This is a genomic window from Candidatus Binatus sp., assembly GCF_036567905.1.
Classification (GTDB): domain Bacteria; phylum Desulfobacterota; class Binatia; order Binatales; family Binataceae; genus Binatus.
Genome location: NZ_DATCTO010000002.1, coordinates 1 through 17948 on the forward strand (window position 1 = coordinate 1; position 17948 = coordinate 17948).

The window sequence follows — 17948 nt, forward strand, 5'->3', positions numbered from 1 at the left end:
TGCGCAGCGCATCTTTTCGCGACCACACTATAGAAGAGACCGCGCGCGACAACGGAGCGCGGCGTTAATACCGGGTGCAGGGCTCAGCCCTGCCCGTTGGCGGGCGGTCGTTGGCACGACGGGCCAGTATTAATTCGCTGCGCTGCTGTCGCCACGGCCAGTGCCGGGGAAGCGCGGGCTCTATGAAGCGGCGGCGCCAAACACTATGGTAGATGAATTGCTCGGCCGCAAACTCCCGTGTTCGTTGCTCGCGTCGGGAAAGCGGCCTCCAAGAAGGGATTCATGGCGAACAAAGGAAACTGCAAAGCGAAAGATTGCGCGCGCGAGGCGGTCGGCAAGGGCTACTGCCGGATGCATTTTCGGCTCTGGAAAGCCGGTGAGATGCCCAAGGCACGCTACAAAACCTGCACCTTCGAGAAATGCCGCAAGCATCGCCACGGCGCCAGCAGCCTGTGCGACGAACACTTCAAGGCCAAGCACGGCAAGCCGGCCGAAGCAGCGGCGGCGCCGGCGGCCGAAGCCGCGCCCGCCGAGGCTCCGGCTGCCTGAGCCGCGACCGCTTGCGCATCCCCGCCCGCGTCACGCGGGCAAAGTGAATTCCGATGGCTAATCTAATCGTAGCTGGAGCAGCGGGCCGGATGGGCCGGCTGCTGGTCGCGCTTGCGTCGCGCGATCCCGCGCACAAAATCGTCGGCGCGCTCGAAGCGCACGGCAACAGCGCGATCGGAACCGACGCGGGCGAGTTGGCCGGCGTAGGCCCGCTCGGCGTAACAATCACCGACGATTATGCGGCGCTCGCGCGGCCCGACACCGTCACGATGGACTTCACGACGGCCACCGCCTCGATGGAACATCTCGAAGTCGCATCGAAAGCGGGCGCTGCGATCGTAATCGGCTCGACCGGCTTCACTCCCGAAATGGAAAGGCGTGCGCGCGAACTGGCGGGCAAGACGCGCACCGTGATCGCACCGAACATGAGTATCGGGGTCAACGTGCTTGCCAAGATCGTCGCCGAAGTGGCCGCGATCCTTCCTGACTTCGACGCCGAAGTTATCGAGATTCATCATCGCACCAAAATCGATGCGCCCAGCGGCACCGCGCTGTCGCTTGGCAAGGCGATCGCATCGGCACGCGGCGTGGATTTCGCTTCCAACGCGGTGTTCGGCCGCGAAGGAATCACCGGTGTCAGGCCCGACGGCAAGATTGCGGTGCTCGCGATGCGCGCGGGCGACGCAGTCGGCGACCATACCGTGATTTTCGGCGGGCAGGGCGAGCGCCTCGAATTGATTCATCGCGCGCAGAGCCGCGACTCGCTCGCGCGCGGCGCGCTTCGTGCCGCCGGCTGGCTCATAAGTCGCAAGCCCGGCCTCTACACGATGCGCGACGTGCTCGGAATTTAGCCTGACCCTTAAAGGTGTGTCGGATGACTTTCGGGCTCGCGCGCGGGCGGTGCAGGCGGCTCGCCGCCCATCTCGGCGCCTTCATAGTCGAGCATCGCCCACCGCTCAACCAGCTTGATGCCGAGTCCACGATGGCCGCGGATGAAGTATGTCGCCATCGCGATCAGCGCAAGGATATTTCCGGCGACGATTTTCCACCATCCCAGGGCTTCGAGCGCCGACTGATCGATCAATGAAACGAATCCGACAAAGAAAACCTCGAACACCGCGAGCAGCAACAGCGCACCGAGCACCATGAACGGTTCCGATTCCGACGCCGCAAGCAAAATCGCGAGCGCCAGTCCGAACATGGCGAACGCGAAGAAATGCAGGATCGAGTAGCCGAGCACCAGCGGCAGCGTCGCCGCAATACCATCGCTCACATTCGCGTTACGAAATACCATCGCCCCGAGAATCGCCGGCGTGTGAAACGAATTGCCCGAGGCGATGTCGTAGCCCATGAACCAGATGGCGACGACGATCCCACCCACCAGTCCGGCCGTCACACCTTCGCGCGCGACAGCGATCCAGCCACCCAGCAGATGCCACGCAAGCGTAGGATGCCGCCACAAGAAATATGAAAGCATCGCGGCCGTGGCGAGCAGATTGCCGACGATAATGCCCCACCAGGTCAGTTCCACCATCACGTTCGGGCCCAGGAACAGAACTACCGCGATGAAGAAAACTTCGAATGCAAGGAAAAAAATCGCCAGCGAAAAAAGCAGCGATAACTCGGCCTCGCAGGCTTCGAGCAGCAATCCTCCGGTTATGCCGAACGCGATGAACGCGCCGAAGTGGATCAGCGAGTACTCCAGCGCCAGCAGCTTCAGCCCGTGATGGAGCTCGTGACTATGCGACCCATGCAGAATCGTCGCCGCCAGCAGAGCCGGCGTTTCAAATGCGTGGCCGCGAATTAAATCGAAGATTAGAAACCAGACGGCAACAACCAGCGCGCCGATGATTCCCGCGACCGCTCCATCGATGATGATCCGCGCCCTCGAGTGTGCCATCTTCACCGTCACGCAAGCGGCCGATTCACGCCGAGATAAACTCGCCCATTAGTAATGCACAAAATCTCTATTAGCATTATTAACGTCAATAGCTGCGGGCGGCAAGCATCGCGAACCCCTTTCGCGTGTTTTTTCCCCTCGTCGCGGACTTAGCTCGGCGGCCGGCTGCAGGATAAGATGCAATGGTTTTCGCGTCATGCCCGACAGACTTGAAACAACAGAACGATCTGCAGCCTCGGGCTCTTCGCCGGCATTGGCTCCCAAAGCAGCGCGAGCCGCTGATCATCACGAGTATCTGAGTCATCCCGACCTGCTCCGGATCGGCCGCATACCGATCCATTTTTTTGCGGTCGCGGTCGCGTTTTTCGCCGTTGGCGTCGCCGCGATGCCATTCGTAATCACGGACGTCGCCGCGTTTTTCTATCAAATGAGGCCGCTGGCGCTGGTGCATACGTTCACGCTTGGGTGGATCACCGCGGCAATGATGGGCGTGATGTATCGCTACGTCCCGGCGCTCACGCACCATCCGGTCCCGTACCCGCGCATGGCGTTCGCGCAACTCGTGCTGTACGTGATCGGCGTTTTGGGGATGATCGCGCATTTCGAGATTGGAATCTGGCTTGGACTCTGGCTCGCGGCGATCGCGGTGGTGATAAGCGTTTTGATGTTCGCCGCTGAGATCATCCCGTGTCTGTGGGCGCAGGTCGGACGCGGCGTTGCCGAAACGGGGATGTTTTTGGGCGTGTGCTTTCTGGTACTCGCGGCTGCGATTGGACTCACGCTCGGGCTCGACAAGACTTACGATTTCCTTGGCGGCAGCGTGCTGACGAATCTTTCCAGTCACGTACATTTCGCCGCGCTCGGATGGGTAACGCTGACCATCTGCGCCGTATCCTACCGGATGCTACCCGCGTTTTTGCTGCCGAAGATCGAACTCCCCGCGGCCGCGATCTGGCAACTCTACGCGCTGACGATTGGAATCGTCGGACTCGGAGTGACTCTGCTGAGCGGGGTCGCCGGCGTGACTCTATGGAGCAGCGTGATCGCAGCGTCCCTGCTCGCGTACATCTTCACCATCGGAAGGCTGGTGCTCACGCGACGGATGCCACTCGATTGGACGTCGCGTCATGCGATTTGCGGAGTCTGCTGGCTCGTGATTGCGATCGCGATGGGTCTCGCGCTCACCGTCACCGGCGCCGACGGCGAATATGGCAGCCGCATCGCGGCGGCTTACGGCGTGATGGGTCTGCTCGGATGGATTTCGAATTTCATCATCGGAATGTCGTATCAGCTCTTTCCGGGATTCGTTGCACGTGCGCGGACGGGGGCTGGATGGCCGGCGGTTACGATCGCGGAACTATCGATTCCGCGGACGCGGCCGTTGGTCTTCATCGCGTATAACCTCGGGGTCGCGATGGTTGCCGGCGGCCTGCTGGCAGGGTCGATCGATCTCGCGGTCGCCGGCTCGGCATGCATCGCGGCCGGCGGAATCGTGTACTCGGCGGTGACGCTTTGGACGCTCAGCTTCGCCTATCGCGCAACGATGCCGTCCGCTGCGCGGACGGATTTGCGCATCCTTCCTTCGTAGCCGCGACTCTACGAACCGGCGACGCGACGCGATCGCAGCACGCGAAGCTCCGGAGTCGTCGCTTCGGGCGGAACCGAAATATCGCGGTCTTCGCGCTGCGACCACCGATAGAAGATGAAGGTGAAAACGATCATCAGATAGGTGCCCTGCCCGATCCACATGATCAGCCCGCCCAGCACCTGGTCGTCGATCGCCGTGAGGCCCCATCCGTGCGCGCCCTCGGTGTACCACGGATAAATCACTTTGGTCGCCAGGGTGATCGGCGCGGCCACCGCGGTCATCGGGATCATCAGGAGGAACAGATAAAGGATCTGCGCCGGGTAGGAGAGCCGCGGCAGCTCGGGGATCTGACTCAGAATCGGCCACCACAGCAGCAGGCCGGACGCCATAAAGAGGACGTGCACGAAAATGTGAAAATTCTCGTCGCGACACATCTGATCGAAGATCGGCGGAAAGTGCGCGGTGACGAAGACCGCCGAAAAAATCAGGAACGCGACTACCGGATTTGTGAGCAAACGCGCGATGGGCTTGATCGGCCGGCTGAGCATCCACGGCGCCAGCATCCAGCCCGGCGTCCCCAGCAGAATTAGCGGCGGAATCACGAAAGTCTGCATCAGATGCTGCAGCATGTGCATCGAAAAGAGTCGCGCATCGGCAAGTTCATCGAGTTCGGTTTGGGTGAATAAAATCGCGCCCATCGCGAGCGCGAACCACATCGCCTGACGCCGCGTCGGTTTGCGGCCGGCTGCGCGGCATGCGCCGAGGTAAATCGCGATCAGGATCGCGACGCCTATCGGTATGCTCGGATGTTCTCCGAAGATGTCCATCGTCCAAGATGCTCGCCGAGCGGCTATCCGACCGGCGCCATGTGACCGGACAGATATGAGAACAGCAAAATTAGCGAGACCAGCAAAAGCGTCGCAATTATCAACGGGAAGATGAACACTCCCGTCAGCAGCCATCGATCATACTTCAAATGCATGTAGAACATCACGACCAGCGCGAACTTGGCGGCAGCCAGTACGATCAACAGCGGCACCAGCACGGGATGGAGCGCATGCACGTAAAAGACCGTGATCTCCATCGCCGTCAATACGACGAGGAACGCGGCGATGATCAGGTAGGTCGCCGCACCGGGATGATGAATCTGCCCGCCGTGGGCGTCTGCGATATCGCTCATGCTCCAGGCACCGCCTGCATCAGATAGACGAGGGTAAAGATGATGATCCACACTACGTCGACGAAATGCCAGTAAAGTCCCGCGAGCTCGACCGATAGCGCGCGCGACTGGCCGAGCTTGTCCGTCATCGCCGCCGCCAACAGCACCGACAGCCACAGCACTCCGATCGCGACGTGCGCGCCGTGAAATCCGACCAGCACAAAGAACGACTGCGAGAACAGGTTGGTCGTGAGCCCCATGCCCTCGCGGTAGAAGCTGGTGAACTCGTAAACCTGGCCGCCAAGGAAAATCAGCCCGAATGCGATTACGCCGCCGAGCCAGATTCGCTCCCATCGCTTGTCGCCGCGCTGCGTGGCCGCGAGCGCCAGCACCATCAGCAACGAACTCATCAGCAAGATGAAAGTGCTGAACGAGGTCAGTGGGATGTTGAGGATTTTCGGGCCGGGTCCGGCAAGGCTGCGCGATTTGTAAACGATGAACGTCGATATCAAGCTGGCGAAGAACACGCATTCCGAGCCGATGAACGACCACAGGCCAATTTTGCGTACGTCGACTCCGCCCGACGATGGTGCGTGCTCCGGATCGTGCGATTCTTCGCCAAAGTCTGCGTACTCGAATCCCATCCCGACAATCGACAGGATCGTGACCGCGGCGCCGATGAGGATGATGCGATACCAGTCGATGATGAGACCGAGACCCATCACACCCACGCCAAGACTCAACACCAGCGGGAAGATCGAAGGCGCCGGCATGTGGATGTCCTCGGCGGAAACCGGCTGACTGGGCTGCGGTTGCGCCGGCGCCTGGCCCGACATATAGGCTGCCACGCCGCGCGAACCGGCGCGCCCGTATTTCAGAATCCACCACGCGTCGCGGCCGCGGATTTGCGGGATCGTCGCGAAATTGTACGCGGGCGGCGGCGACGGCGTGGACCATTCGAGGCTGCGTCCGTCCCATGGATCAGCGGGCGCCCGCTCTCCCCGGCTGGTGAGACTTCTGAAAATGTTGACGTAGAAAAGCAGGAACGCGATGCCGAGAATGAACGCGCCGATCGTTTCGAGCTGGTTGAGATGCGTCCAACCCATGCCGGCGCCGTACGTGTAAGTGCGCCGCGGCATCCCCCACATCCCGAGAATATGCATCGGAAAAAACGTGAGGTTGAATCCAACGACGGTCACCCAAAAATGCCACTTGCCAAGCCGCTCGCTGAGCATGCGGCCGCTGATCTTCGGCCACCAGTAATAGAATGCCGCGAGGATCGTGAACATCACGCCGCCGAACAGCACGTAGTGAAAGTGCGCGACGACGAAGTACGAGTCCGTCTGCTGGAGATCGATCGGCGCCGATGCGTGCATGACACCGCTGAGTCCGCCGAGCGTGAACTCGAGCAGCATCCCGAGCGCGAAATAGAATGCGGTCGTCATGCGCAGCGAACCGCCCCAAACAGTCGCGATCCAACTGAAGATCTTCACCCCGGTGGGAATTGCGATCAGCATCGAAGTAATCGCAAACGCCGAGTCCGCGACCGGGCCCATTCCCGTCGCGAACATATGGTGTCCCCAAACCCCGTACGACAGGAATGCGATCAGGCAGATCGAATACGCCATCATGGGATAGCCGAACAGCGGCTTGCGCGAGAACGTCGGAATGACTTCCGAGATGATCCCAAAGGCCGGCAGCGCCATGATGTACACTTCTGGATGACCGAACAGCCAGAACAAGTGCTGCCACAGAATCGGGGTGGCGCCCGCCGATGCGACGTAGAAATGCGTGCCGAAGAAACGATCGAAGAGCAGAAAGATCAGTCCGATCGTGAGCGCCGGAAACGCGATCAGAATCAGGATCGACGTCACCATCAGCGACCACATGAACATCGGCATGCGCATATACGTCATGCCCGGCGCGCGCATCGCGATGATCGTGGTCAGAAAGTTCAGGCCTGTGAGCACCGTCGAAGTGCCTGACACCAGCAGCCCGATCACCCACCAATCGATCGCGAGTCCTGGCGTGAAGTACCGCTCGGTCAGGTTCGCGTAACCGAACCATCCCGCATCGGGAAGTCCGCCACGAATCCAGCCGAGGTGAAGCAGGATTCCCGCGACCAGCGCCAGCCAGAAGCTCAGTGCATTGAGCCGCGGAAACGCGACGTCGCGTGCGCCGATCTGTAGCGGGATCAGGAAGTTGCCGAAAAATCCGAGCAGCAGCGGCATCACGACCAGGAAGATCATCGTCGTCCCGTGCATCGTGAAAAACGCGTTGTAGATCGCCGCCGACAGCACGTGATTGTCGGGACGCCACAGCTGTACGCGAATCGCCATCGCTTCGAATCCGCCGAGCGCCAGGAAAAACAGCGCGCTGACGAGGTACATCACGGCGACACGCTTGTGATCGATCGTCGTCAGCCATCCGAGTATCCCGCCACCTTCAAGGTAGCTCGGCTGATGCACTGGCAATGGTTTCGGCTGGGCAGCCATTCGACGCTCCCTATTTCAGACCCTCGAGATACGCGACCAGGGCGTTCATCTTTGGCCCCGGCAGCAGCAGCGCCGGCATGTTCGCGCCCGGCTTGGTTTCCTGTGGATTCCCGATCCACTTCGCGACGTTTTCCGGCGTGTTCTTCAGCACCCCGGCGGCCAGCGTCGTGCGGCTGCCGAAATGGGTCAGGTCAGGTCCGATATACCCCTTCGAGATGCCCCGGATCATGTGGCAGGTCGTGCACGGACTGTTGGCAAAAATCTTTGCGCCGTTTGACGCCAACAGATCGGTGGCCGGAGTTGCGGCCGGACCGGCCAGCTGCGCCCTATCCCACTTCGCGAAATCATCCGGCAAATCGACAAACACTCGAAAGCGCATGTTCGCGTGCGACAGGCCGCAAAACTCCGCGCATTGTCCTGGATACATTCCCGGCACCGTCGCAACGAATGTCAGCTCGTTGATTTGACCGGGCACCACGTCGCGTTTGCCGCCGAGTTGCGGGACCCAGAAGCTATGTATGATGTCGGCCGATTCCAGTAACAGGCGAATCGGCCGGTCGGCCGGAATGTGCAGTTCGTTGGCGGTCTTCGCGCCGTCAGGATACTGAAACTCCCACCACCATTGATGCGCTACTACTTTGATCTCCAGCGCCCCCGCGGGTGCGAGCGCCGGCTGCGAGCGAAAGATCGTCCGAATCGTCGGTACCGAGATCATCACCAACACGAGCGTGGGTCCAAGCGTCCACGCAATTTCCAAACCCAGATCGGACGACGCAGCCGACGCAGGCGCGGCTTCGCCTACTCGAGACGAGAAGACGAACACCGCCAGGATAAACGCGCAGACCACGATCGCCAGGATGATCGCGTCCCACACCGTCACCTCGATGAAAAGATTTTGAATCCACTGCGCCAGATTCGACTTTGGCGCGAGCGTCGTCATCGGATGGCCGCTCGCCGAGCATCCTGCAATAGCCAGTGCAATAGCCACTTGTAGAACTATCGTCGCGATCGAATGCCTATTTGAACCGCGCCCGATCATTCCGCGTCGTCTCCAACCGGTTCTCCCGAGGTCGCGGCCTGCGCGACGCGGTTCAGTCCCGGCACTGCCGACAGGAGAAATGCGCCCAGGAAACCGATCGAGATCAGCAGTTGCGTGGCGCCAAACGGGATCGCGTCGAGCGACAGCGACGGAACCACCAGCACGTAACGCTCGAGCCACATCCCGGCCAGCCCCAGTCCCGCCACCGTGCCGAGAACTACCGGGTTTTTTTTGGCCCGTACGCTCATCAGCGCCGCAAATGGAATCAGCCAGATCAAAACCAGGCACGCCACCGATAGCGGCGACCACGGCAGGTGATGTGCCCGTTGAACGATAAAGAAAGTTTCGACCGGCAGATCGCCGTACCAGATCACAATGTACTGTGCGAACAGCAGATAAATCCAGAACACCGAGAACGCGAAGACCATCTTGCCAAAGTCGTGCATGACGGTGGGATTCGTGAACAGGTTGTTCCCGCCCAAACGACCGCGGAGCACGGCCGCTGTGAGAGCCATCGCAGTCAATCCACTCCAGAAACACCCGGCGAAAAAATACCAGCCGAAAAGCGTGCTGCGCCAGACCGGCGCGAGCGACATGACCAAATCGAATGCAATCAGCGAATAGACCGCCGCGAACAGGACCGCGACCAGCGGAGCCAACACTCGTATCGAATGCGGCGGCAACTCGATCTCGTCGGTCGCAATCGTCCACGCCCGTGCGCCATCACCACGCGAGACGCGAATAAACGCGAAGCTCGCCGCAGCCATCACGCCGAGCCCGATTCCATCACGTGCAAAAAGAAACGGAGTATTCAGCCACGCCGCCTTCTGCGCTATCGGATGCGTTACCCACGGGAAAATCAGGCTGCGGCCGAAGTACAGCCCGAAGAACAGAAAAAATCCCACCCACAGAAATGGCGCGAACGCCTCGCCGAGCCGATACGGCGTCGAACCGCCCCACTTTGCCTGCGTCAGATAGAACGCCGCGGAGGCGACCACCGCGCCTTGCGCGACGCCAAGGAAAAACAGCAGGTTGACCAGATAGGCTTCCCATGCGATCGCGGCGCCGCCTCGCGACAGCGCTAACCCGAACGCGATCGCGCCGAGCGCGATCATAGCGCCCGCCACCGCCTTCATGGTCGCGCCAGCCACCGACTCGACGGCGCGCGGCTTCATCACCGCGCGTTCGCGATGCGCCCGTTGAAGATCGGTGCTCATCGCGGCTGCGCCTCGTCTTCGCGAACGACTTCTTCCGCGCCCGATTCCTTCAGCATCGACTCGACACGCGCCGCTTGCGCCTCGTCACATCGAACCACGATCCCGAATCGATCCTCGCCGAAGCGCCCGTCGTACCCCGGCGCGCTCTCGGTCGTGGGCACACCCGACAGCATCAGCACCCCGAAGAAGCCGAAAATTCCGCCCAGCAGGACCATCAACTCGAAGCAGATCACGATGAACGGCGGCCACGACAGCAGCGGTTTGCCGCCCGCGTTGAGACGCCACTCGTAAGTTGTTCCAATCGTTATCGCGAGTCCGGTAAGAACGCCGGTAATTCCGCCCACCAGCACCAGCCATCGCACCGGGCTCTTCGGCCGGCCGATTGCATGTTCGATTTTGTGGCTCGGGATCGGCGAGAACGTATTGAAATCGCCGACCTGCGCCGCGCGCAGCTCCTCGATCGCTTGCGCGCAGCGAGTGTCGTCCGCAAACGAACTTATGATCGCTATCGTGCTCATGCGGCTTTGACTCGATCCATCTTGAGCGCCTTGCGCAGCCAGACGATTCCTTCTTTAAGTTCCGTCATCGATATGATCGGCAGGAACCTGGAAAACAACGAGAACAGCCCCAGGAACCACGCGAAGCTGCCGACCGTGATCATGATTTCAGTGACCGACGGACGGTAACTGCCCCATTGCGAAGGATCGAAGTTCGCCGTCAGCGAACCCGCGATAATCACAAACCGCTCGAACCACATCCCGATGTTCACGAATATTGTGATTATCCAGAGCGCCCTCATGTTAACCCGGATGCGCGGGGAAAATAGCAACAATGGTATTACGCAGTTGCACGAGACCATTACCCAGTACATCCATCCCCACGGCCCGAAGTAGCGCATGTGGAAAGTCATTTGCTCGATCGGATCGCCCGCGTACCAGGTCATAAAGGCTTCCGTAATGTACGCGTACGAGACTACCAGCGAGGTCAGCAGCACGACCTTGGCAAGATTGTCAAAATGCCACTCCGTCAGCAGGTCCTCGATACCCAGCAGCTTGCGCATCGGGATTAGCAGCGTGATGACCATCGCGACGCCGGAAAAAATCGCGCCGGCAACGAAGTATGGCGCGAAAATCGTGCTGTGCCAGCCCGGGTTTATCGCCATCGCGAAGTCCCACGACACCACCGAGTGGACCGAGATCACCAGCGGAGTCGCCAGCCCCGCCATCAGCAGGTACGCCATTGAGTAATGCCGCCATTGGCGATCGGTTCCCTGCCATCCCATGGCGAGCACCGTGTAGAACTTCTTGCGCCATCCAGTCGCGGCCTCGCGCGCGTTTGCGATGTCGGGAATCAGTCCCATCGTCCAGAACAGCGCGCTAATAGTCAGATAGGTACTTACTGCGAAAGCGTCCCACACTAGTGGCGAGCGGAAGTCGGGCTGTAGGTATCGCTCATTAGGGTATGGCAATAGCCAGTAGAAAAACCATACGCGGCCGAGATGGACCAGCGGGAACAACCCTGCCGTCGCGACTGCAAATATCGTCATCGTTTCCGCGGCGCGATAAACCGCGGTGCGCCACTTGGTGCGGAACAAAAACAGAATCGCGGAGATCAACGTCCCCGAGTGCGCGATACCGACCCAGAAAACGAAGTTAGTAATGTAGATTGCCCACATCACGGGCTGGCGAAGTCCGGTCACGCCCAGCCCTGTGTAGATCTGGCGAACCCACAATGCGGCGGCGATCGCCACCAGCGTGAAGCACAGTCCGATCCACGCCCAGTACGCGGGGCCGGCCGGCTCCATCACCCGCAGCACGCTGCGATCGATGTCGCGGTAACTCGGCTCGAACGGTATCTTCGGCGCCGCTGCCACTTCAGGCCTTTCCCTTCTCGCGATAGAGATCGCGCAGATACGTGATAGCCGGTTGCGTGTTGAGCTCTTCGAGCGCGCGATAGTTGCGCAGCTTGTTGTCCTCGCGCCGGCGCATCATCGCGCTGGCGGGATCGTTGCTGTCGCCAAACGTGATTGCGCGCGTCGGGCACGCCTGCTGGCAGGCCGTGACGATCTCGCCGTCGCGCAGCTCGCGATCTTCAGTCCTGGCGTTGAGCTCGGCGAACTGGATTCGCTGCACGCAGAACGTGCATTTCTCCATCACCCCGGCGCCGCGCACCGTCACGTCGGGATTGAGTTGCAGGTTCAGCGGCGCGGGCCATTCCGGCACGAACCAGTTGAATCGGCGCACCTTGTACGGACAGTTGTTTTGGCAATAGCGCGTGCCGACGCATCGATTGTAAACCTGGCCGTTGAGGCCTTCTTCGGTGTGATACGACGCAAACACCGGGCAAACCGGCTCGCACGGCGCGTGATCGCACTGCTGACACAGCATCGGCGCGAGGTAGAGCTGCGGCGCTTGCGCCGCTTCCCCGGCTGGCGGGAAGTAACGCTCGATGCGTATCCACGACATGATTCGGCCGCTATCAACCCCGTCCTTGCCTACCGTCGGGACATTGTTCTCCGCGTAGCACGCGGTCACGCACGCGCTGCATCCGGTGCACGCATTGACGTCGATCGTCATGCCCCATTTGTGCCGGGGATATTTCCAGGGCGGGTACATTTCGAACGGCCCGGTGACTTCCTGGGCCTCGCTCCTGGGAACCACGCCGCGCGCCAACTGCTCGATGCTCATCGCCTCGACGATCGATCGGCCCATCATGTCGCTGTTGCCCAGCGGTGAAACGAGCGTGCGGGTCTTGCCGGTCGCGCGCGCGGTCGCGGCGGCGCTGGTCGCGCCCGCCGCCAATATCGCCCACGCATTTGCACCGACGTCTTTTGCATAACGGCCGTAAGCGCGGTGCCCCTGCCCCAAAGGAACCGCGATCACTCCCGGACGAACAGTGCTCTCCACCAGCACCGGCACCTCGATCGCGCCGTGCTCCGTTTTGATCTCGATGACGTCGTCCTTGGCGACGCCGAGCTTGCGCGCCGTCTCGGGATGTATCTCGGCCCAGCTGTCCCACACGATCTGCGCGACCGGCTCGGGCAATTCCTGCAGCCACGGCTTGTCGGCGCCGCGGCCGTCGTAAAGAAACAGGTGTGGATAGGCGTAAACGGAAAGTTCCGACTGAGCCGCGACCGGCACGGGCGCCTTGAACGGAGAGGTGTCGAGGCTGAGCGCCGAGAGATGCTGTTCCTCGAACAATCCGCCTTCGCGCCGGACGCTTACCCAAAAATCTTCGGGATCGGCGCCATCTGCTTTGGGAGCCAGCGCCAACCATTCAGCTTTGACCGCCTCTGCGGCGCTGGCCCACGGAAGTTTCGCGCTCGATGATCCCGCGGCCGCCGCAAGCAGGATATCGCCGACCGGCTTGCTGTCGAACACCGGCTGCATCACCGGCTGTCCCAGTCCGCGGATTCCCGCCCGCGGCGCCGTGTCACGCCATGATTCGAGTGGATGATGCGCTGGCAGGAGAAGACTCGCCATCGCGGCGGTCTCGTCGGGCACGCCTCCCGCCCACACCACGAACGGAACTTTCCCGATCGCCTCGGCCATTCGCGCCGACGCGGGCATCGTGAAGATCGGGTTTGCGCCGGCGATGAACACCGCGTCGATCTTGCCGTCGCGCATCGCGTCAACCGCCGCGTCCACTTCATCCGGCGTGCTGGTTTCTTCGGCTGGCGAGCCTTCGAGGAACATCACGGTCTTGCCGAAATTGCCGGTGACCGCGTTGAGGATCATCGCCGCAAGATGAGCCGACGAATCGTCCGTGCCCGCGATTGCCAGCCCGCCGTCCGCCCTGCCGAACGTCTCGCCGAGACTGAGAATAGTTTCCACGGGCACACCGGTGCGCGCGCTCACGGCAGCCGGATCGAAATTCGCGACCGCCTTGGCGAGCGCCGCGAGATCGAAGCCCGAGTTCTGCGAAACCCAGCGCTGCTTGACGAGAACGTTGAGCACGCTCCACGCAACATCGGCCTCCGCACCCGGAGCAGTCGCGATCCAGTCGTCGCACTTCGACGCCGTCATGCCCAGCCGCGGGCCGACGTAGATGGCGCGGCCAATGCCCAGCGTGCCGCGCCGCTTATGTGGCGTGCGGAACAGCGAGTATTGACGCGCGAGTTCCACCGGAGATTGCCAGGTCTCGAGAAAGTCCGCACCGAAGGAAATCAGCACTTCGGCCTGATCGATTCGATACGACGGCAGGTCGCGCCGACCGAAGATCGTTTTCGCCGCAACCCGCGCCGATTCCTGGTTGATGGCCTCGTAAAATATCGCGCGCGACGAGCCATAGGCGCCGAGAAACGCGAGCGCGATTTTTCTGAAGGTCGGGCCTTGCGGCGAACCGAAGAACGCGACGCGGTCCTTGCCCGCCTTCGCCGCCGCCGCCAGCCTGTCGCCGAGCATTTTGTCCGCTTCGTCCCACGAAACCGTCCGGATCGCGCCGTCGTCGCCGCGAACCTGCGGATGCGCAAGGCGATCGGGATTGTACAGGCCTTGCAGCGCCGCCTGTCCCCGGGCGCACAAGGAGCCCTGGCCGATTGGATCGGCCGGATTGCCCTCCAGCTTGACGACGCGCCCTTCCCGGATTCGCGCCACCACACCGCATCCCGCCGGACACTCCGAACAGGTCGTGGCAAAAAAACTCGGCACGCCGGGAACTACGTTTTCGTCGGGCACGACGTACGGGATCAGCTTCCTCGCCGCCGGCTCGCAGCCAGGGATCGCCGCCGCCGCACCCGCAGTCGCGGCCAGCTTGATGAATGATCGCCTGGATATCGACGGTCGCTTGCGCATCTACTCCCTAACTCACCAACTCAGTGATGACAGCCCACGCAGTCGAGCGTCGCTTGTTTCTCCGTGTGACAGTCAACGCAGAAGCCCATGTTGATTTCAAAGGCCGGCGCCACGCGATCCATCGTTTCCACCGGGCCGTGACAAGCCTGGCATCGCAGGCCGGCATGAATATGCGGCCGATGCGTGAAGCGCACGAAGTCGGGCAGCGTGTACACCCGATTCCACTGAATCTCGAACGCCGCCGGCGTGTCGTCCGTCCACGGCCGCATCACCGGCTGGATTCCGCCTCCCGCAGTCCTGTTGCCGTGGCATCCCACGCATTTGGCTACCGGCGGAATGCCCGGTTCAGACGATCGGCTTGCATAGGCATGGCAGTACGAACAGGGAATCTTGTTCACCCCAGCGTGTACCCGATGGCTAAATGGGATCGGCTGAACTACGTCTGCGCGGGGCGCCCAAGGCCGCTGCGACAGCGCGATAACTGACCCGCCCAGCACCAGCATCGCCAAGGCTAGCGGCAGCACTATCCGATTCATGCTCACGATCAGGTTTGTGAATAATCCCAAACAGCGCCGCCGCGCCACCACTCAACAGTTAAGCTTTCTAACAACACGATCGATTTCGATCAAGTAGAGTTAATTTTCCACGCTGGGCTGGAGCGTCCAATCGATCGGCGCACCTGTGGATTCCCGTTGTGCGAGAATGCCGATTTATTGCGCCAGGTAGTTTCGACGCTCGGGAAAGTATGTTACTTATGACCAAGCCTTGTGGTCTGAGGCTGTTTCAACAGGTGCAAATCAAGACTGCTTCTCGACTGGGTCTTTTACCGCCCTACCTTTTTGCCGAGCTTGACCGCCTGAAAAAGGAGGTGGCAAGCAAGGGCGTTGACGTTATCAGCCTGTCGATTGGCGACCCCGACCTGCCCACGCCGCGTCACATCGTCGAGACGCTCAAGCGCGCCGCCGACGACCCGATAAATCACCGCTATCCCGACTACGAAGGCTTGCCGCGATTTCGCAATGCGTCCGCGGATTGGTACCGGCGGCGCTTCGCCGTCAGCTTCGACCCTCAGCGCGAGGTCTGCGCTCTGATTGGCTCCAAGGAAGGCATCGCAAACTTCTCGACCGCCGTCGTCGATCCCGGCGACATCGTGCTGATTCCCGACCCCGGATACCCGGTGTACTACTCGGGATGCGTCTTCAACGGAGGCGAGCCGTATTTTCTGCCGCTCAGAAAAGGAAACGGATTCGTTCCCGATCTCGCCTCGATTCCCGCCGAAGTGGCGCGCCGCGCCCGGATGCTGTGGCTGAACTATCCGAACAATCCAACCGCGGCGACCGTTGACCTCTCGTTTTTCAACGATGCGGTCAAATTCTGCCTCAAGCACGACATCATCCTCGCCCACGACAGCGCCTACTCCGAAATTGCCTACGACGGCTATCGAGCCCCAAGCGTTTTCCAGGCCGAAGGCTCGCGCGAATGCGCAATCGAGTTCCACTCGTTATCGAAGACGTTTTCGATGACCGGATGGCGCGTCGGCTTCGCGATCGGCAATGCCCAGTTGATCGGCGCGCTCGGCAAGGTCAAGACCAACATGGATTCGGGCGTTTTCCAGGCGGTGCAGGAAGCCGCGATCACCGGCCTGGAAGGGGGCGACGGCGACCAGCTCGCCGAATATTGTGCGATCTACAAGCAACGCCGCGACCTGCTGGTCCGATCGATCCGCGCGCTCGGGCTGGAATGCGAGGAGCCGCGGGCGACCTTTTACGTCTGGGCCAAAGTTCCGCGCGGTTACACCTCGGTTTCATTTACCGAGCGCGTATTGAAGCAAGCCGGCGTCGCGATTACGCCCGGCTCCGGATTCGGCAAGGGTGGTGAGGGATACGTTCGCTTCTCGCTTACGGTGTCGAGCGAACGGTTGGTCGAGGCGGTGGACCGACTAAAAGCGTTGCGGTTTTAACGGCAAGGATGCCCAATCGGGCTTTCATCGGAATAGGCAGTAACCTAGGCGATCGAGCCGCCAATTATCGCGAGGCGATTGCGCGGATCGCTGCGATCCCGGAAACGAGGATCGTGCGCCAATCCTCGATCTACGAGACCGAACCGATGGGCGATCTCAAGGGCGCGTTTCTAAACGGCGTCGTCGAAGTCGAGACTGAGCTGCCCGCCGAAGTTCTGATGCGCCGCCTGCTCGCGCTCGAGCGAATCATGGGCCGCAAGCGCGTCAAGGGACGCAAGCAATCCCGCGGCAAGTACCGGCCGCGAATCATCGACCTTGATTTGCTGTTCTTCAACAAAGAAACCATCGACACCCGAATCCTCAAGGTGCCGCATCCGCGCCTGCATGAGCGCCGCTTTGTGCTCGCCCCGATGAGCGAGCTGGCGCCCGCGCTGATCCATCCGAAACTCAACGCATCGATTTCCGAGATGCTCGCGGGACTTAAGTCGCCGTTTCGTGTTAGTCTGGCACGAGCGGACCTGCTGAGGCCGCAATCGTCCAAACGCGAGGCAGCCACCCGATGAAATATTTTATCGACACCGCAGAGGTCGCCGAGATTCGCGAGGCCGCCAGCTGGGGAATCATCGACGGAGTCACCACCAATCCGTCCTTGATGGCGAAGACCGGGCGCCCGTATCACGACGTGCTGCGCGAGATTTGCGAAATCGTGGACGGACCGATCAGCGCCGAGGTCATCTCGACTGAAGCTTCCGCGATGATCGAAGAGGGCGAAAAGCTCGCCAAGGTCCACAAGAACATCGTCGTCAAGTGCCCGATGATCATCGAAGGCCTCAAGGCGACCCACGCGCTCGCCAAAAGCGGCATCCGCGTCAACGTCACCCTCATCTTCACGCCTCTCCAGGCGCTCGCGGCGGCCAAAGTCGGCGCCTCGTTTCTGTCGCCGTTTATCGGACGGCTCGATGACATCGGACAGGACGGATTCGCGATCGTCGAGGATATGGTGCAGATACTGTCGAACTACGACTATCCGGCCGAGGTGCTGGTCGCGTCGGTGCGCAACACGACCCATCTGCTGCGCGCGGCTGCGGTCGGCGCCGATATCGCGACCGTGCCGTTCGCAGTGCTCAAGCAGACGCTGCATCATCCGCTGACGGATCTCGGGCTCGAGCGCTTCCTCGCCGACTGGCGCAAGACCAACCAGAAGATCTGAGCAGGGGTGACCCCTGCACCCAGTGTTAAGGCCGCCCG

Annotated in this window: 16 protein-coding genes; 6 read left to right on the forward strand and 10 right to left on the reverse strand. The window is 61.3% G+C overall.

Going from position 1 to position 17948, the window contains the following annotated elements; genetic code table 11:
* Window positions 1-282: 282 nt before the first annotated feature.
* Together VIO10_RS00090 and dapB are read left to right on the forward strand one after the other, a co-directional pair.
* Entirely contained in the window at window positions 283-549 is a 267-nt protein-coding gene (locus tag VIO10_RS00090; protein ID WP_331957743.1) for a hypothetical protein, read from the forward strand.
* Window positions 550-602: 53 nt separating this feature from the next.
* Window positions 603-1400 (forward strand): 4-hydroxy-tetrahydrodipicolinate reductase, encoded by a 798-nt coding sequence (gene dapB / locus VIO10_RS00095; protein WP_331957745.1) that lies wholly within the window; start codon window positions 603-605, stop codon window positions 1398-1400.
* An 8-nt stretch (window positions 1401-1408) separates the two neighbouring features.
* On the opposite strand, the gene VIO10_RS00100 is transcribed toward dapB, so the two are convergent.
* Window positions 1409-2449 (reverse strand): hypothetical protein, encoded by a 1041-nt coding sequence (locus VIO10_RS00100; protein ID WP_331957747.1) that lies wholly within the window; start codon window positions 2447-2449, stop codon window positions 1409-1411.
* Window positions 2450-2702: 253 nt separating this feature from the next.
* On the opposite strand from VIO10_RS00100, the gene VIO10_RS00105 reads away from it, so the two are divergent.
* A complete protein-coding gene (locus tag VIO10_RS00105; protein WP_331957749.1) occupies window positions 2703-4037 on the forward strand; it encodes a hypothetical protein in 1335 nt (444 codons plus the stop codon).
* A gap of 8 nt (window positions 4038-4045) precedes the next feature.
* On the opposite strand, the gene VIO10_RS00110 is transcribed toward VIO10_RS00105, so the two are convergent.
* The 9 genes from VIO10_RS00110 to VIO10_RS00150 are packed head-to-tail and all read right to left on the reverse strand — an operon-like array spanning window position 4046 to window position 15306.
* Entirely contained in the window at window positions 4046-4864 is an 819-nt protein-coding gene (locus VIO10_RS00110) for a cytochrome c oxidase assembly protein (RefSeq protein ID WP_331957751.1), read from the reverse strand.
* A 23-nt stretch (window positions 4865-4887) separates the two neighbouring features.
* Entirely contained in the window at window positions 4888-5217 is a 330-nt protein-coding gene (locus tag VIO10_RS00115) for a cytochrome C oxidase subunit IV family protein (protein WP_331957753.1), read from the reverse strand.
* Window positions 5214-7691, reverse strand: a complete 2478-nt coding sequence (gene ctaD / locus VIO10_RS00120; RefSeq protein ID WP_331957754.1) for a cytochrome c oxidase subunit I — start codon at window positions 7689-7691, stop codon at window positions 5214-5216. The genes VIO10_RS00115 and ctaD overlap by 4 nt, the downstream gene beginning before the upstream one ends.
* Before the next feature lie 10 nt (window positions 7692-7701).
* The gene (gene coxB, locus VIO10_RS00125) at window positions 7702-8679 is read right to left on the reverse strand and encodes a cytochrome c oxidase subunit II (protein ID WP_331957756.1); all 978 of its coding nucleotides are present in this window, start codon (window positions 8677-8679) and stop codon (window positions 7702-7704) included.
* A gap of 47 nt (window positions 8680-8726) precedes the next feature.
* The gene (locus VIO10_RS00130) at window positions 8727-9947 is read right to left on the reverse strand and encodes a hypothetical protein (RefSeq protein WP_331957758.1); all 1221 of its coding nucleotides are present in this window, start codon (window positions 9945-9947) and stop codon (window positions 8727-8729) included.
* Window positions 9944-10465: a DUF3341 domain-containing protein gene (locus VIO10_RS00135; protein WP_331957760.1), complete on the reverse strand. Its 522-nt coding sequence runs from the start codon at window positions 10463-10465 to the stop codon at window positions 9944-9946. The genes VIO10_RS00130 and VIO10_RS00135 overlap by 4 nt, the downstream gene beginning before the upstream one ends.
* Window positions 10462-11820: an NrfD/PsrC family molybdoenzyme membrane anchor subunit gene (gene nrfD / locus VIO10_RS00140; protein WP_331957762.1), complete on the reverse strand. Its 1359-nt coding sequence runs from the start codon at window positions 11818-11820 to the stop codon at window positions 10462-10464. The genes VIO10_RS00135 and nrfD overlap by 4 nt, the downstream gene beginning before the upstream one ends.
* A 1-nt stretch (window position 11821) precedes the next feature.
* Complete coding sequence (locus VIO10_RS00145) at window positions 11822-14740, reverse strand: molybdopterin-dependent oxidoreductase (protein ID WP_331957764.1); 2919 nt, start codon at window positions 14738-14740, stop codon at window positions 11822-11824.
* 20 nt (window positions 14741-14760) lie between these two features.
* Window positions 14761-15306 carry a cytochrome c3 family protein gene (locus VIO10_RS00150; protein ID WP_331957766.1) on the reverse strand — a complete coding sequence of 182 codons (546 nt, stop codon included), beginning with the start codon at window positions 15304-15306 and terminating at the stop codon, window positions 14761-14763.
* Between the two features lie 188 nt (window positions 15307-15494).
* On the opposite strand from VIO10_RS00150, the gene VIO10_RS00155 reads away from it, so the two are divergent.
* Genes VIO10_RS00155 through fsa form a run of 3 tightly spaced genes read left to right on the forward strand, consistent with a single transcriptional unit; the run spans window position 15495 to window position 17910 of the window.
* Entirely contained in the window at window positions 15495-16700 is a 1206-nt protein-coding gene (locus tag VIO10_RS00155) for an LL-diaminopimelate aminotransferase (protein WP_331957767.1), read from the forward strand.
* 8 nt (window positions 16701-16708) lie between these two features.
* On the forward strand, window positions 16709-17263 hold the full coding sequence (folK, locus tag VIO10_RS00160; RefSeq protein WP_331957768.1) for a 2-amino-4-hydroxy-6-hydroxymethyldihydropteridine diphosphokinase: 555 nt from the start codon (window positions 16709-16711) through the stop codon (window positions 17261-17263).
* The gene (gene fsa, locus VIO10_RS00165) at window positions 17260-17910 is read left to right on the forward strand and encodes a fructose-6-phosphate aldolase (RefSeq protein WP_331957770.1); all 651 of its coding nucleotides are present in this window, start codon (window positions 17260-17262) and stop codon (window positions 17908-17910) included. Before folK ends, fsa begins: the two co-directional genes overlap by 4 nt.
* Window positions 17911-17948: the final 38 nt, after the last annotated feature.